The organism is Pseudomonas sp. LBUM1655 (genome assembly GCF_059716085.1).
Genome location: NZ_CP166801.1, coordinates 4,654,407 through 4,672,129 on the forward strand (window position 1 = coordinate 4,654,407; position 17,723 = coordinate 4,672,129).

Below are 17,723 nucleotides of genomic sequence, written 5' to 3' on the forward strand. Positions count from 1 at the left end.
ATACGCATGTTTATGTAATAGCATACACCATTCTATCTTGACCATTATTTGACTGTTGATGTTGCACGCCACAACTCAGAACACAGCTTCTACCAGCCATGCTTGTTCTGGGCCAAGGGGGACAAGCGTGGGCTTGCCCTTTCAAACCTGACACCAACTCCTGTTAATTGATACCACTGACAGGTGACTAAACTCCCTCGGCGAACCAAAGTTCAAGGCGATGTGCAGATGCTGATCGTTGTAATTTCGAAGGCAATTGCCAAGTTACGCAGCGCCGTTTCTCGATCCGGCTTAGGCATGTGCGCCACGTAATCACGTTTGACTTTCTTCATGAGGCCCTATGCCTGCTGGGGTAGTCACCGACTGCAAACGATATATCGAGCAAACAGGGGGGAGTCTGTTGGGCGGTTTAGGTCGAGTCATTATCGCTGAGCCACTGCACCGGCGTTGCAGGCAGTTTATCAACGACGTGCTTCTCCACTTTTTCCAACATAAGGTCGCGCATGCCATCGCCGCCGCACTAGGTCGGGCTTGCGGTCTGGCCGATGGCTTTGCGATCACAGGTGTCCAGGGTGAAGGTAATGCTCAGTTTGGCACCGTCTTCGCAGCTGAACTCAAAGCCGTCCGAGCAGCAACGCGTATCACTGGTTTGCACCGCTGGACGGCCTTCGTTTCGAAGCCGCACGCCGCGTTGCTTGATCCGGCGTTCAAGCAGCAAGTTGCGATCACTCATAATCCGATAAACCCGCTTCGCCTTGATCGCGGGTAGCAAATGGGTTTCACGTGCGCGACGAAACAATCCCTAGGTTCGACGTTAGCCATAGCTGGGAAGTTCGCTGAACTGCTACTGGATTTCGGCCGCCAACTCAGCGACGCTTACAGGCCTTTGTCGCCGGGTCATGGGCGATACCGATTGCTTGATTCGAACCGTTAATTGCTAGGGCGCCGCACCGAGACATGCGCTGACCAGCTTCACTGGTCGTCCCCCCCTACCTGTAACTAGCGTGAGTGCGCAATCAATTTCACGAGCGGGTCATATACACAGTTTCTTTGAAGATCTCTGCTTCTATCGTTTTCTTGGCCCGCATCCGTTGCAATTCACGGATCTGCTTGAGCGCATCACTCAGCTCGGGTGCGGCACCAAGGCTTCGCCTGAGCTTACAGCACATAGACTGCCGTTCTGGTAATTACGCCACAGGTCGCTGGTTGGCATTGATGCCGTTGCGCCTAGCCACGGCCGAAACACTTTGGCCTGGCCCAAGGCTCTCGCGAACCATAACCAGTATTTACTCTGAGCACCAGAGACACCGACGCTACTGTCCTAAAAGTTTACCACTCTTATCTTTGCTATTAGTCATAAACATAACCGCTTGCCTATCCCTTATCGTAATGTTGGGGGGGGGGGGGGATGAGAAACGGCTTCCTGTTTTTTTGGATCGTTCAAAGCACATACCCCCATCTACTGCGCATCTCAATTAGCAAACACTATAAAAAGCAAAACTGCTTTGAGAGAGATCGCAAGATCAATGATAAGGTCCACTTGTTGAGTTTATATAGGTCCCGCACTGCCACGCTTACGCAAATTTTCATCTAGTCATATGTCAGCACAGCTCAACACTCGAAAGGCTAAAAGCCGGGTATTGCACAGAGCACTACCCAGCCAAGAATAACTCAAGAAAGCTTAATTATTGGTTCTCTGCCACAACACGAATCAAACGACGCTGATCAGTCCCTTTAGGCGTGTATTTGTTACCGTTGGCCCCGTCGATTTTTGTATAGACGCGACTATTGACCGCTGTTTCAACTTCCCACTGATAAGTAATAGTGCCATCACAAGTAGTTAGGCACGTTGGAGTAGCTGTCAGCTCTGTACCTACTTGTGGATTACCGTTCACATAGCCCGATACTACTACGCCTGTAAGAAGATTCCCGCTCTCAACAAAAATTTCACCACCGCTTCCAACGGTACCGGCCACTTCAATGCCTTCAGCTGGATCCGTAATGTCCGGATCCGTATACGGAGTCGCGAATAGGGTAAGTTTTTTACCAAGATCATTTGTCACGATGGTATATGTCCAAGAACTACCTACATCGGCAGTACCGTTGTTCCAGCGATAGCTCGAGTCTATTGGAGCATCCCCATCCTCATCAGTTATAGCTCCATCTATAGCGGTCAGCGTATCTCCAACATCCACAATTCCATTATTATTGGTGTCGGTATATTCAATTTTTGGTGCAGCCATGACTGGCGCACGCCCCATAACTGAGGTAGTAGAAGTAGAAGTCACCGTTGCTGAAAATGCCGAAGCACTGACGGCAAAGCCTATTGCCAAACCCAACAATTGCGGCGACGCCTGCCTTTTAAATATATTCACTTTTCTATTCACCTCGCAACATTCAACATGCCTGGAAACGCCAAGACGTTTGTAATCGTTACATTTGTTAAAACTTTAAAAACCTGCATTAGCTCTACCTTGGAATCACTCCAGTTACAACGCATGGTTCGATAACATCGTAGGCTTCAGGGCTCAACCCAAACATCGGTCCGCACCTCAATAATTGTAGGGATTTCCCCCATAAAGCAAAGAAGCCATTATCATTCGCGCGCGGAGCAAGTCCGCGCTCTCGGCGCTTGTATGATCACTGCGCGTGCTAGTACCAACAAACATACGCAGGTATGTATCTACGAAAGACACTGAATGAAATAGGCGAAACGTGGAGAGCCATTATATCCGCACCAAGCTGTTAAGGATTTCTAACAGTCACACGAATCTTTCGACGCTGATCTTCCTTCAAAGGCGTGTAAGTAGCATACGTCGCCCCCGAGATACTTACATAGTTGTCGCTACTAACCCCCGTTTCTATCTCCCACTGATAGACCATATTCGGCGCGCAAGAATGTACACAAGTTACCTCGGCAAAAAGTGGCGTTCCTACCTGCGGGAAGCCGTTGACGAAGGTGCCTCTGATTATCACGCTGCCCGACGCCATTGGATCAACAATCGAGCCTGGTGGAACCGTACCTCCACCCGTTACGCCTGTGGCGCTAGCGGTATCGAGACTGTCGGTATTACCCGTCACGCCGGCACTGTTTTTCGCCTGGACTTCAAAGGTCAGGACTGTGCCCACGTCACCCGTGTCCAACACGTAGTCGGCATCGTTATCGGCATGACCACCGTTTTTCCAAGTGATGACCGAAGCATCGGTGGCGTCACCACCATTGGCACTGAAGCTGTATTCACCTGTTAAGGTCTGGCCGACTTGCAACACGCCCTTGATGTCGGTGACATCCACACCTGGCACGCCAGTCAAGGACGGATCAACAATCGAGCCTGGTGGAACCGTACCTCCACCCGTTACGCCTGTGGCGCTAGCGGTATCGAGACTGTCGGTATTACCCGTCACGCCGGCACTGTTTTTCGCCTGGACTTCAAAGGTCAGGACTGTGCCCACGTCACCCGTGTCCAACACGTAGTCGGCATCGTTATCGGCATGACCACCGTTTTTCCAAGTGATGACCGAAGCATCGGTGGCGTCACCACCATTGGCACTGAAGCTGTATTCACCTGTTAAGGTCTGGCCGACTTGCAACACGCCCTTGATGTCGGTGACATCCACACCTGGCACGCCAGTCAAGGACGGATCAACAATCGAGCCTGGTGGAACCGTACCTCCACCCGTTACGCCTGTGGCGCTAGCGGTATCGAGACTGTCGGTATTACCCGTCACGCCGGCACTGTTTTTCGCCTGGACTTCAAAGGTCAGGACTGTGCCCACGTCACCCGTGTCCAACACGTAGTCGGCATCGTTATCGGCATGACCACCGTTTTTCCAAGTGATGACCGAAGCATCGGTGGCGTCACCACCATTGGCACTGAAGCTGTATTCACCTGTTAAGGTCTGGCCGACTTGCAACACGCCCTTGATGTCGGTGACATCCACACCTGGCACGCCAGTCAAGGACGGATCAACAATCGAGCCTGGTGGAACCGTACCTCCACCCGTTACGCCTGTGGCGCTAGCGGTATCGAGACTGTCGGTATTACCCGTCACGCCGGCACTGTTTTTCGCCTGGACTTCAAAGGTCAGGACTGTGCCCACGTCACCCGCGTCCAACACGTAGTCGGCATCGTTATCGGCATGACCACCGTTTTTCCAAGTGATGACCGAAGCATCGGTGGCGTCACCACCATTGGCACTGAAGCTGTATTCACCTGTTAAGGTCTGGCCGACTTGCAACACGCCCTTGATGTCGGTGACATCGACCACGGGCTTACCCTTTCCTGGATGACTGTCTGGATCCAAAGGGTCTGTGCTTGCATCCACTTCTTCCAAGTCGGTCGCACCGTCACCGTCAGTATCTGGCTGGTTTGGATCAGTACCCAAAACGGCCTCTTCGTCATCGGCTAATCCATCGCCATCGGTATCTATCCCTTCCAAAATTACTAGCTTGTAGCTCGCCATGGCGGAAGGTTGATCATTGACATCCAAATGCGCCAATACTTCAACTGAGTGCGCGGAGATACCAGCGGGAACTGTTACGTGTCCAGTGGACGGGTCTATCGTTACCGACAATTTGCTCACTTTACGGGGCGCGAGAGTCGCAAGGTTGACCGAACCTATTTCGTACCTCACCACGCCTGTAGGGCGGACGCCTTGCAGTGCAGGACTAGAGGCTATCAACGGATTAATCGTACGGGCGCCTGGGGCTGTCAAGGTCAGCGTATCGTCCAAAAAAGCAAAAGGTATTGCGACAGGTTTTTCTTCTTTTTTGTAGTTCAGCACGAGGTTGTACTCACGCTGCACGAAGTCTTTACGCGCTTGCGACAAAGGCCGCATCGCCGTTGCGCTGCCAGGATTGAGTTGCGAGGATAGATCGGTATCAAAACTCCAGGTAAGGCTCGCACCTAGCTTCCATTGACCGTCTCCACCAACTATATTTTCGTGCTCGGCGCTGAAGCCTACTAAAGGGATCGGCTGCCACTTGGCGCCGATACTGTAACCCTTGGGGTCTCGGGTAAGACGGCCACCACCTAAAGTATCAACGCCCTCACCTTTCCATTGGAAGTACTTGATTGTTCCGGCGACCCTTGGGGCTCCCGGAAGGGCTACTTCCGCACGGGCGTCCCAACCGGAGGCCGGACGCTCGTACAAGTCATAGCGCGCTGTATCGGGATTCAGATGATCTTGGTCCGACTTCTTCCAGCCTGTCACCGGCACATAGGCGTTGGCCGCTAGACGCGCTTGCGAAGTCCACGCCTCAACACCCACACCGGCGCGCGTATGATTGCGGGTAAAGTCTTGGTCGATAAAGGCATTTGCACCCAGCATCAGATGCTCGTTCACCAGCTTACGATAGCCCAAGCCTACGTTGCCAATGTTGCGCTCGTCGAATTGGCGCACCCCCACTTGGCCAAACAGTATGTCGTCGCTGCCTTCGAGCAAAGGGTGTAGGTAATCGAGTGCGAGGTTAATGTCATTGTTATTGGTGTTGATTTGCACGCCGACTTTGGCGCGACCATGCGGGCTAAGCAGATCTTCCGCTTTCTGAGATAAGGAGCTACTGGCACCTCCTGACACCTGCTGTGCCAGCAAATCAACAGCAGTTACGCCACTTCCAGACTTTCGTGCAGCGCCCAGCCCTTGAGCAGTCTGCGACAAGGTCTGAGCTAGGCGCAGTTCGAATTCGCGACCTTTTTTTACGGAGATTGGATCGGCCTTGGTAACTTCAGCCTGAGGTGCTGGCACCATGATCATGCCCCCCGTTTTTAGCCGGGCAACACCCGCCTCACCCATTACTAGGGTATTGAGGCGTGTAAGCTCACGCTCGGAGCGATTATTACGCAAACTCTGAGACGCCAAGGTTTCACCCTTGCGCAGGGTGTAAAATACGTAGCCTGGGTAAAGTGCCGCTTCGCCTGTCTCGCCTTTCGCTTTGGGGATTAGCCACACGTTATCAGACCAACCCTGGTCTAGCATCTGCGAGCGAAGCGACGTTATAGAGTCTTCGCTTACCGCGAAACGCTGAGCCACTTGGGCAACAGTCTCCCCCTGCGGGACATAAAGCACATAGATTTTTTCCAAAGGAGTATAAATGCGCTGCTGTTGCGGTAAGTTGCTGCCCGCGGCAGCTGTTGCCAAGGGCATGGCAAAGACTTCATAACCGTATAGAGCAAGGACTATACATGCCGGCAAGGATCGTCTGCTGTTGCGTTTCGTAAGGGGAGAAGCAAATATTACCTTTTGATAAAGATCAGAAGGCGACTTGCCTGATTGGTTGAGCTGCTTCAACAGAGACCACCGTCCTGAATGTATTGACGGCGGCATAATCTCAGGTGGGCTCACCAATGGAGCTAAGCGCCTACCTCTCGATGCGTAGGGATTTCCCCCAATATTTCATCGGGTATCAGGCGTCAAACCAAGGAATTGCGCTTGGCAAGCTCGACCAACTCAAGAAAATTGTTTACTTGAAGCTTCACGATCAACCTAGCCTTATAGGTGCTCGTAGTTTTCTCGCTAAGCATTAGCTCCTCGGCGATGTCCTTTATTCGATGCCCGCGGACCAGATGCCTCAGCACTACCAACTCACGATTCGAAAGCGTTCTGATGAGCGCTTCTTCTGAGCCCCGCCAACTAGATTTGTCGACGGAAGATAAATCTGTCGTCGGGAACAGCGTATAGCCTGCCATCACGATCTGCACTGCACTTAACAGATCATCAAGATGCCCATCCTTGCTCACAAATCCACTGGCACCTGCCCGCGAACACCGAATGGCGTAGCGGTTGGCATCAAGGCCGGAAAAAACGATAATTTTGATACACTCTGGCCCGACGCATAGTCGTTTTAGTACCGAAAAGCCGTCCAGCTGTGGCATATCAATATCTAGGATTACCAAGTCTGGTCTTAGACTGCGCGCCAATGTGATGACATCAACTCCACTGTGGGCCTGTCCGATCACTGTATGCCCAGTCTTTTCCAATAGCAGAGATACGGCCATGCGAACGACAGCATGATCGTCGGCAATCAATATTTTAGCCAATTCATCACCTCTTCATGTTGTGAGCCTTTCTGCGACACCCCATTGATGTAGAGCCTGACACAAAGGCAAAAATCACCTACGCAAGCTTGTTATCAGGCTAGCCGCAAATCGTAAAAAAGGAGCTCGGCAGCAGTACGATTGCGGTTATCTCCACAAAATCGCAGCTCTGAGACTAAAAAGCTGTAGGAATATCCCTATTACGCATCGACGCACCCTCCATGAACCTCGCTGGAAGCATCGGGTGAAATCGAGCGGCTGCTCTGAAAGCAAATCGCAACCGGGATCACAGGCGAAAAGGCAGCTGAGACTGCAGTACGTTTGTTTTTTAGGGTTTTGTCTGTCCGGCTGTATGCTTGGGTGTCGCGGGCGGAGATGGTCTGAGCGTCCAAGCGACATGACCATTTCTACGATGCTCAAAAAGGGCTGAGCGTCAACGACGCTGGTTCTAGGTTCACAGATCAATTCAATAGCGGACCCGCGTCTACGGTGGCCGCAATCATGTGATATGCGAAAAAACCAGCGGACAGCTGGATAACGTGCCGATGCACAGACTCATGCGCTAAATGATCAGTGGGGCGTATTCGCCGGCAGCACTTTGACTCGCTGCAGTCGACCGAAAGAAATACTTATCGGGCAATTTGGCGATCACTGTAGCGGCCAACTAATCCCGGACACGACATAAGTTTTCCTCCGCACGAGCTGGCGCGAGCTCGCCGTTGAATTGCTGAGGCCGAATCTAGGTATAGCGATGCATCAAAATTGCTGATGTCGCCCTGTGATTGCTGCGCAGTTTTGTAGCCTAAGATCGGTATGAATTCAGGCTTCAAACTCCGGAGCGCGCGCTCCATCGCTGCGCTGCCCAAGAAAATTCACCGGCAACTCATGCTTTGGCGTATGCGGTATCGCCACAACCGTTGGCGAAATAACCGGCTGCATTTCAAAAGGTCGATAATCGAGGAAGGCGGTTCTCAGAATCATATTAGTCTTATTACCTAGCCAGCGTGCGTTAATTAATGAGTCAGCCAGCATTCCACGTTTTTTTGGCTGTGCTTGTACCTCCACTGTCGCAGCGTTCAGTGGTTATCGCCCTTGGGTTGCACAATTTCCCCGGTTCCAAGATGAGCGATTCACCAACACGACGCAAGGCGCGCGCATAAACCCCATCAAGCCCGGCGCGTAACTCGCCAGCGACTGGCGCCTCAATTAACTCAGCCCAGCTGATCGCTACAATCCCGGCTGCGCATATAGCTAAACGCGTACTGGGCCCTGCATAACTGCGTACACATTCCATCTGCTGCATTCGTTAGCGCACTATCATCACATTATCGAGAACATTCTGTTCCATTATTCGGCGCTTCCTTTTTAGTAAATAGCAAAATCATTCTATTAAAAATGAACTCCCAATAGTTCAAAAAAACTTAGAACGCCCGGCACATCGGTGATGACGACCAGTTCAAATGGGAGGGGGCTTCAGCCTTCTTATGCGCTGCAAAGGAAGCTATGACGTAAACAATCATTTAAACTTGGCAATATAAGGGAAATAAATTCTACCATTTAAAAATTTGATTGTAGCTTGGATTTTTGCACCAAATAATCATCTCGTGGCGTGCTTCGCTGCACGCCCACATTAGACGCGTCCAGCGTTAACATGTAAAAACTAACAGCTAAAAACCTCAACGCACGCAAGCAACATATTTAGTTTGGCTATCGTTGCCGGAGTAGTCATAGCCGTACACCATATTGACGTAGTAGTGGACACCTGCGCTGTTGTACGGGGTGCTGGACCAGTAGTTGGATTGACTGCCCCTGCAAACACCGTCAAGGGGCCAGCCGTATTTGTTACAAAGTTCAATATTAAGATTACCAACTGCAGTAGCGCCGGTGACATCCAAAAATAGTTTTTTCAGCTCATCCTTGGTTGGTAAACGCGCACGGTTACCCAGCCCCTGGCAATACATATTGGCAGCAGTCCAGTTGCGTACCGTAGAGTCAGGCGCCAGGAATCTACCCACATTTGCCGGTAAAATTAGGAACGCTGCTGAGGTCGCTGGCGTACCACTGGAAGGATCGGTAGTCGCCGAGTTGGTTTTCGGCGTTACCTCTACCCTAATGCTCTCATAGGCGTAGATGCCCCAAACCCTGTAGGTACTGCCCAGGAAGTTAGCGCCCCGTATAATCCATTTATAGGTGGTGCCGCTCTCGCCATCGCCATCAATATCCAAGAAGTTGTAGCTGACCCGCAGCAAATCATTCGCCCGCGGTTGCTCACCGGGACGGGACTCATTGACGATTGCCACATTGCTGGCCACCGGCGCGCGACCCATGACCGTCGACGTGGTAGTGTCCACCGCCTGCACACTGCCGGCCAGGGGCACGAGCAACATCCAACCAATCAGGCCGGGCAGTAGAAATCTGTTCATGCTGTTTTGCATCCTCTTAACGTTCAAATTGTCCGCGTCCTTTGCCCTCAGCCCGCTCTAGGCGCGAGCCACCGACAGGTTGCTTCGTCGTGCGTGCGCAGCCGCCAAGGGCCCTGCTTAGTACTGACGCCTTTGAGCGTCTACCATTAGACCAGCTTAGGCCATCGCGAGAGCTGTCGCTGTCGCTGTCGTTTGTGGGAGTAGGGATGCGCTGATAGCGGCCCAAAACTGTAGCCGTTACGATCTCCCTCTGGGGCGTTCGGATTCGGCGCACAGGTTGTTACGCCAGTAACCTGGTTGTGCACACTTTCAGAAGATCGTGCCAGCTTAAGTGCAGTAACGGCTGTGATTTTCAAATAAAAATGGAGCAATGGCTGTAAGGATTTCCCTGAAAATGTATTTTTAAGCAGGCGCCACAGTCCTTACTTAATGGTGTAGTTCGGGAGGTGTGCCCCCCCCCCCCCCCCCCCCCCCTTTCGGAATAATTGGTCGAGGATGGTTCCCAAGCGATCTTGCGGCCGTACGCCGAAGCTGAAGCGATGGCAGGGTGGTTGAGGAGTGCGTACGGTTTGACTATTCGACACTAGGGGTTGTCACTTCCGCTTCCGAAATCATCGCACCAGCGCGCCCTTCCAGCCTTGCAGGAAATTGCGAGCATGCTTACCGGCGCTGCTGGGGCTGAAATCATAAATGAATGACTGCCGCTGTTTCGCAGAGATGTTTGGTAGCGTAGGCCCATACATAAGAACGATGAGTTTTCTTCGAGTTCGGAGCGAGCATCTGTACTGGTGGTTCATCGGCGCTGATGGACGCAGCAATCATGAGCTTGATCCGCATGCCTCTCTCAAAGATATGCTGACGCAGCGGGCGGGCGAGCGAGGTCGCCGAGCTGTTGCCTCATATCTGGATGGTGCCTAACTCACTTGCGATGAGCATGGCAGATGCTTGCGCTGCCTAAACATGTTGGCCGCTACAGCCCGTAGTATGGATCTTCTTTAAGTATCATCACGTGAAGTTGGTTTCTTTTTTTGGGGGGGGGCATTTTTTGTCTATCTTACTTAGGAGATAAATCATTATCTCCCATTTGAAGTGCTGGCCATTTAGGACAAGACGCTAATCCCTCTAGGGGATTTTCAGGCTGCACTATCGAAACATAATGCAGATTACCATTGACGTAAGAGCATATTAAGTGGCGTTTATTGCGAAAAATTATTCGATAGAGCGATCTATTTTAGTTTTGTCACTGATTGTATTTGATGCTTGTCGGCGCTCACCGCCTCAACTGGGACTAAACTAATCAGCATTCTGTCAGACATGACAAGCTTAGATGAATTGCCGAAGCCTGTCGTGCCGCCATCGTCAAAACTCGGGGGTGCAATATTCAGAGGCAAGCTCCTCGGAAACTTTCAATCCAGCGGAAGATTAAAAAGCACTGTTTGCTGCTGTCAAGTAGTGGTCCTGAGAAAGTTTTTTTCGAAAATTTCATGTGCCTTCCCACGTCATGAGAAAGTTCTGGAGCGTCAAGCAGAGTATTCCTCATTACCTAGCCCTGTCGCACAGCTTTTTAAGTCACATGCTTGGTCATTTCATGAAGAATTGCATTTTACGTGATGAAGCTAGCGTTATGGCGAGTCGAAAGTAGGGATTTCCTGAGTGCCTTGTAAGGCAATCTTTAAAGTCTGCCGCTGCCTATGTGATTGCCCAATCTACGACTAATCTGAAGTTGGTTTTTAGTGACTCTTAATTAACTGTAACTTTAGGTAATGTAATGGATGCTTCGCATATACCCAATGAAATTGGATCTTTAGGAATTCGTTATGACTTCAACGACGGTGCTCGTATTTTGCTGCCCGAAGGTGAATGGTATGTGGAGTTGCACGATACCAGCACTGGCAACATTCTATTTTGTGCAGACTCATCAGAAGGCTGGGTGTTCAGTACCAAAAAATTCTACGTACCTTTTCTGATCAAGGTTTGGCAGACCGGCCAGACTAGCCCCTGCTTAGAACACCGACTCGATCTTACCGGCAAGGCGGTACATGTGCGCTTCCCCGTAGGAACGCTTGGAGATGTACTGGCTTGGTTTCCCTACTTGGAGCGTTTTCAAGAACAACACCAATGCCAGCTTTATTACAGCATGGCCGAAGAAATCGCTCCCCTTTTTGCAGATGTTTACCCACTGCTGCGCTATCTACCACCAAGCGACACTAGCAGGGATTTTTATGCCACGTACTGGCTCGGACTATTCTTCGACGACCAGGATAATTGCCAGCAGCCCATCGATTTCCGCCAAGCCGGGCTGCACCATACCGCCGGCAATATTTTGGGTGTGAACAACAGTGAGATCCGTCCTCGTATCGCCCAGCAAAAGCGTCCTGGCATCGCCGAACCCTACGTGTGTATTGCTGTTCAAGCCTCCACACAATGCAAGAAGTGGAATAACCCCACTGGCTGGAGCGAGGTTATTCGACACCTCAAGGGCTTGGGTTATCGAGTTCTATGCATCGACAAAGACTCAGTGCATGGCCAGACGCCGGCGTGGACGTACGCTCCGTCCGAGGCAGAGGACTTCACCGGTGACCGCCCGCTTTTAGAACGAGCCGCATTGTTACAGCATGCCAGCGCCTTCATTGGCGTTTCCAGCGGCTTAGCGTGGCTGGCCTGGGCTTGTGAAACCCCAGTGCTGATGATCAGTGGTTTCACTCTGCCATTGAACGAATTTCAAACCCCACATCGAATCTTCAACGTGCACAGCTGCAACGGATGTTGGAACGACGTTCGGCAGCGATTCGATCACCATGATTTTTTCTGGTGCCCGCGACACAAGGGCACTCAGCGCCAATATGAATGCTCATCCTTGATCACTGCCCATCAAGTCATTGCTCACATTGATTCCTGCCTGCCTACTATCACATCCAGGATTGCCTGCCATGTCAGTTAAGAACGCTCTAAACCGTAGCTTCCGCGTAGTGTGGAATAACTCTATGAGACTTTGGGTGGTGGCTTCGGAACTGGCTAAGGGCAGAGGCAAAGGTAAATCTTCATGCCGCCGCCAATCTCCTGCGCCCGTCTCTATGGTAAGCCTGCTGGGTGCCTGCCTATTGGCTGCACTACCGCCGCCGGCGGTGGCGGAATTCACCGCCACGGTAAACGCCGACGAAACGGTTCAAGACGAAATCCTTGAGAGGGATGACACCCAGACCATCAAGGACAGAGGTACGGCCATCAGCAGCCTGCTTAATAGCGGCGCGGCGCAAATCGTTTCATCCGGTGGACAAGCTCAGCAGACCCAGATTTTGGGCGGCGCACAGCAGACTGTATTGACCGGTGGTCAAGCCAGCGGCTCGCTGCTCAGTGGCATCAACGCTCTGCTGACGACCTCCTCTGGCGGCGTGGCTACTAGTGCCTTGGTTGGCAGCGGCGGGCGCTTGAGTATCACCTCAGGAGGGGTCGCGGTGGCAGCTACAGTCAGCAGCGGAGGCACCCAGATTGTTTCGGCGGGCGGGTCCGCCCTAGACACTGTGCTCGCCAGCGGCGGCACACTCTCCGCCACCACGCTCGGAAGCATCGCCTCGGGCATTATTCAGCAAAATGGTGGTGCACTGGTCACCACCACTAACGCCACCGTCACAGGCTCTAATAGCCTGGGTACGTTTTTTATTGATGGGGCCGCTAAGACCGCCAACAATGTAATGCTAGAAAATGGCGGCAGCTTCATCGTCAATGCCGCCGCCTCGGCTACCAGCACGACAATCAATCTAGGAGGGATGCTGACTGTAGTCGCTGGCGGAGTGGCCACTGGCGTGGCACAAAATAGTGGCGGTGCGCTCAACGCTACCACCAATACCACAGTCAGTGGCACCAATACCGTGGGCAGCTTTTCTATCAACAGTGCCACCAAGACAGCCACCGGTGTACTGCTGGAGAATGCCGGTGCCCTGCTGATCGTGTCTTCTGGCGGGCAGGCGGTCTCCACCACGCTTAAGAACAGCGGGGTACAAAATATTAACTCCGGTGGTAGCGCTTCCAATACTCAGATCATGGTCGGCGGCCGGGAAAACGTGCTAGCTGGCAGTACTGCTAGCGGCAGCCTGATACAAAATGGCGGGGTTTTGAATGTTGCAACTGGGGCAAGCGCCTTGGGCGTGACACAGCAGGCGGGTGGAATTATCAGCGCTGCCGTTGGCAGCGGGGGTCTCGGGGGCAGCACCCTGACAGGTATCAACGCTCTCGGGTCGAGCTTCTCCATCAATAGCGGCACGGCGAACAATTTTGTGATTGCCAGCGGCGGTTTACTATTTGCCGGTTCTGGCACGACAACAACCAACCTGACCCAGCAGCAGGGCGGTGGGTTAAACGTTAACATGGCTGCAAATATCAGTGGTACGAATGCACTGGGAGCTTTCATCGTGGCGGGCGGGGTGGCCAATAACGTTCTATTGGAAAACAGTGGCCTGATGGCAGCAGGTAACGGTCAGACTGCTATTAACACCACCGTAAGCTCAGGGGGGTCGTTGGTCCTTGGGGGCACTGGGGGCACTATTACTGGTGCCACCATAAGCTCAGGCGGAGTCTTCAATATTGCTCAAGTAGGCAATGGCACTAATGTCAATTTGCTAAACGGATCGATTATAAGAGGTAATTCGCTTTTTACAGGCTCTACTAACAGCATCACTGGCACCAATGTCTACAGCCTAAACGGCATCGATGTGTCGGGTACCTTTTCTATCAATGTGGCTACTAGAACGGTTAACGGCTTAGTGTTAGACAATGGTGCGCGTTACAGCGTGGGAGGCCTAAGCACAGTCTCAGCCACTACCATCTTATCTGGCGGAACATTGGTGGCTAATGCTATCAACAACCCTACCGCGGTGGGCATTAAGCAACTTAGCGGCGGCATTATCTCGGCTAACTTACTGGGCACGCTCAATGGCACCAACCCACTGGGAGTCTTTTTCATCAACAGTGCCACCAAATCGGCAAGCAACGTATTATTGGAGTCAGGCGGCTTACTAGTCGTAAACTCTGGAGGTACGGCAACCGCTACCACAGCCTATTCAGGCGGGACTGTTAACTTAGCAAGTGGTGGCACCACCCAAGGTAGTCAAATCTACGGTGTGGAAAACCTCAGCGCAGGTAGCCAAGCTAACGCAACATCGATTTACGCTGGGGGGGTGCAGACTGTTGGATCGGCCGCCAGCGCCAGTAGTACTATCATCAACAGCGGTGGTCAACAAACGGTGAGGGGCGTAGCCAATCAGAGTTTAATCAATAGTGGTGGTGAACAGGTGCTGTTCTCTGGCGCGTTGGCCAACACTACAACTGTAGCCGGCGGCCTACAACGCGTTTCAGCCGGCGCTCTGGCCAGCGTCACCCAGATCAACCAGGGCGGCCGGCAGTTCGTCAGCAGCGGCGGCTTAGCCAGCGCTACCCAGATCAATGCAGGCGCCAACCAAATCGTTTCTGGAGGGTCGATCGTTGTCGACAGTACCATCAACAACGGCGGCTTGATGGACATCTACGGTGGCAGTATCTCTACTAACGTGCTGCAAAACAGCGGCGGGGCGATCAACGTTGATACTGATGCGGACGTGACTGGCACTAACCGTCTAGGTAGCTTCACTGTCACCTCCGCCGCACATTTAGCCGACAATGTACTGCTGGAAAACGCTGGCGCGCAGCTTTATGTCTACAGAGGCGCCATAGCCAATAACACCACCGTCAGTGAGCAGGGCGAATTGCTAGTCTATGACGGTGCCACACTGACCGGTACTACATTGATCGAAGGTACTGGCAAACTGACTGGCGAGGCGGTGCAAAACAATGGTGAACTACGCTTTAGCCAATCCGTCGACAGCGTAGTGCAAGCGGCGATTTCAGGCACCGGTAACTTGACCCAAGCTGGTACTGCCACCCTGACGCTTGAGCAGGCGCAGTCCTTTACGGGCCAAGCCACTATCGAAAGTGGCACCCTCAAAGCCGGTACCGCCAATGTATTGGCAAGCGCGAATGCGTTGATTATGAGCGGAGGTACTTTTGACGCCGGCGGCTTCGATCAGTCCGTCGCTAGTCTGGCCGGGAACGGTCAGGTGCTTCTCGGTGCCAACACGCTGACCCTCACCAACAGTAACCCTGCCACTAGCGAAGTTACCTATGCCGGCAGCCTCAGCGGCACTGGCGGCCTGATCAAGAATGGCAACTATGCGCAAACGCTCAGTGGTGTACTTGGTTATAGCGGCCCAACGACCATCACTGCTGGCAGCCTGATCCTTGATGGCGCAAACGGAGGCGCTCAACTGGTAAGCGACGTTTTTGGCACACTTGGCAGTCGGCTTTCGCTGCAAAATGGTGCATCGCTGACCGGGGCAATCGACCCGCTGGACGTAGACATTGACGCCAGCTCTAACTGGGCACTGACTGGCAACTCCCTGATCGCCACCCTGACTCATGCGGGTACCATTGACTTTCAGGCACCACAAGCAGGCAGCAGCTATGTGCCAAAAGTACTTAACGTCACCAACCTGATCGGGAACGGCGGAGTGATAACGCTCAACAGCGTTCTCGCTGATAACAACTCGCCTACCGACCAGATAGTAGTCGATGGTGGTCAAGTTACCGGTAACACCGCGCTCAATATCCGCAATGCTGGAGGCCTGGGCGGTCCAACCAGCGGAGAAGGCATCGAACTTGTGAGCCTTATAAATGGAGCTCAATCCCAAAGTAATGCTTTCCAGCTACAAAATGTCGTATTGGCGGGCGCGTACCAGTATTCTTTGCGCCAAGGATTGAACTCACCGGACTGGTTTCTCACATCTGATCAGGTGATCTTCCCTACACCTGACGTTCCCTCTATCCCTGGCGTTACTCCCACTCCCGACACCGCCCAGCCTCCACGCGCGGCCGCTCGCCCCAATTACCGTGCTGAAGTGTCATTGGGCTCGGTAGCTCCGAGCTTGGGTCTCGATTACGCCAATACACTTCTCAGTTCCTTGCACGAACGACGCGGCGGCACGGCCACCAATAATGGCGGATTGGTTGATCCAGGAAAAATACTCTGGAGTCGGATAGTCAATAGCCGTGAACGTAACGATGGCGCCCATGAGGGCATCTATCGCGGAGCGGCCGATTACGATGCGCAAATTAACGCTTTGCAAATAGGAAGTGATCTGTTTGGTCGGCAAACTGCCGATTTTATTGAGCGTGTGGGTCTCTATGGAGCAATAGGTCGCAGCACGGCCCGGGTTGAACATCATGACGGCAGCAAGGCCGGCGATTTAACCCTCGATAGCTACAGCCTGGGAGCCTACTGGACGCGTTTCTGGGAGAGTGGCTGGTATACCGACGCCACCGTGCAAGCGTCCTTCAATGACCTGTCAAGTAAATCGGCAAATGGGTTGAGGTTGAAAACCCAGGGCTGGGGAATGGGCGCCAGTTTAGAGGGGGGGTATCGTTATGCTCTGAGCCAAACGCTATTACTTGAGCCCCAAGTCCAATTGAGCGCTCAGACGTTAAGCTTGGACAAGACCCATGACCCGGCCGCGGAGGTTCGCTTCGACGATATACAAAGCCTACAGGCCAGAGCCGGCTTGCGCTTGGAGCAGACGTGGCATGATGGCCATCAACCGTTAAGCGCTTGGATTCGGCCTAGCGTGGTGCACGAATTCAAGGCCAATCCCGAGACGCGCTTCCAGCAAGGTCGCGCCGCAGTCAATTTCGAGTCCGATCGTGGGGGCAGCGCACTGAACTTAACCGGCGGCCTCACCGGCGAAATCAACAAATCGCTTGGCGTCGGTTTGCAGGTGAGTTATGAGCAAGCCATATCAGGAAATAATAAACAAGTTTACGGAGGGCAGCTAGAGCTCACTTATAAGTTTTAAACGGTTGTAGAGGTCTCGCGAACCAATATCGGTTGCCGTTTGAGAGCCCCTCAAGTGGCAGCCGATTTTTTGGCTCGGTATAGACCCCTGAGACAGCGGGTTACAGAAACTCGTACTTGAGGCTAGTAAAAAAGTTATACTCCTCGAGCAAAATGTTTTTTACAAGTAGGAAATTAGTGTGAATAAAAAGCTCTAATAACCATGCTTGGTGCGCTGGGTAAAGGTCTACTAATCCCGGTGCGAGGTTAAATTTTTACTAGGACTCAGCTTGCCCCAGACCAACGTTGAATTGGTAAGGCCAAACCCAGTTGTAGCAATGCATCAAAAAAGTTGATGTAACGCTTTGCCCCCTGCACAGCTCTGTAGGCTAATGTAGGTATGAATTC

The 17,723-nt window shown here is 52.5% G+C and carries 6 protein-coding genes and 3 pseudogenes; 2 read left to right on the top strand and 7 right to left on the bottom strand.

Annotated elements, in window-relative coordinates:
• Positions 1–141: 141 nt before the first annotated feature.
• The 7 genes and pseudogenes from ACA074_RS20810 to ACA074_RS20840 form a co-directional block, all read right to left on the bottom strand.
• Positions 142–1,286: pseudogene (locus ACA074_RS20810) on the bottom strand (IS3 family transposase).
• A 399-nt stretch (positions 1,287–1,685) separates the two neighbouring features.
• Positions 1,686–2,375, bottom strand: a complete 690-nt coding sequence (locus ACA074_RS20815; RefSeq protein ID WP_497677707.1) for a ZirU family protein — start codon at positions 2,373–2,375, stop codon at positions 1,686–1,688.
• Between the two features lie 370 nt (positions 2,376–2,745).
• Positions 2,746–6,291: a ZirU family protein gene (locus ACA074_RS20820; RefSeq protein ID WP_497677708.1), complete on the bottom strand. Its 3,546-nt coding sequence runs from the start codon at positions 6,289–6,291 to the stop codon at positions 2,746–2,748.
• A gap of 122 nt (positions 6,292–6,413) precedes the next feature.
• Positions 6,414–7,040 (bottom strand): response regulator, encoded by a 627-nt coding sequence (locus ACA074_RS20825; protein WP_497677709.1) that lies wholly within the window; start codon positions 7,038–7,040, stop codon positions 6,414–6,416.
• A gap of 645 nt (positions 7,041–7,685) precedes the next feature.
• A pseudogene (locus tag ACA074_RS20830) lies at positions 7,686–7,972 on the bottom strand (IS3 family transposase); the annotation flags it as partial.
• Between the two features lie 741 nt (positions 7,973–8,713).
• A complete protein-coding gene (locus ACA074_RS20835; RefSeq protein WP_497677710.1) occupies positions 8,714–9,460 on the bottom strand; it encodes an adhesion domain-containing protein in 747 nt (248 codons plus the stop codon).
• 604 nt (positions 9,461–10,064) lie between these two features.
• Positions 10,065–10,261, bottom strand: a pseudogene (locus ACA074_RS20840) (IS66 family transposase); the annotation flags it as partial.
• A 967-nt stretch (positions 10,262–11,228) separates the two neighbouring features.
• On the opposite strand from ACA074_RS20840, the gene ACA074_RS20845 reads away from it, so the two are divergent.
• Together ACA074_RS20845 and ACA074_RS20850 are read left to right on the top strand one after the other, a co-directional pair.
• A complete protein-coding gene (locus ACA074_RS20845) occupies positions 11,229–12,401 on the top strand; it encodes an autotransporter strand-loop-strand O-heptosyltransferase (protein WP_497677711.1) in 1,173 nt (390 codons plus the stop codon).
• Positions 12,391–17,337, top strand: coding sequence for an AIDA repeat-containing protein (locus ACA074_RS20850; protein ID WP_497677712.1), 4,947 nt, complete (start codon positions 12,391–12,393; stop codon positions 17,335–17,337). The genes ACA074_RS20845 and ACA074_RS20850 overlap by 11 nt, the downstream gene beginning before the upstream one ends.
• Positions 17,338–17,723 lie beyond the last annotated feature (386 nt).

Bases quoted from the DNA above. Each gene is read 5' to 3' on its own strand.
- ACA074_RS20835 (WP_497677710.1), bottom strand. From the start codon at position 9,460: ATGAACAGATTTCTACTGCCCGGCCTGATTGGTTGGATGTTGCTCGTG.
- ACA074_RS20845 (WP_497677711.1), top strand. From the start codon at position 11,229: ATGGATGCTTCGCATATACCCAATGAAATTGGATCTTTAGGAATTCGT.
- ACA074_RS20850 (WP_497677712.1), top strand. From the start codon at position 12,391: ATGTCAGTTAAGAACGCTCTAAACCGTAGCTTCCGCGTAGTGTGGAAT.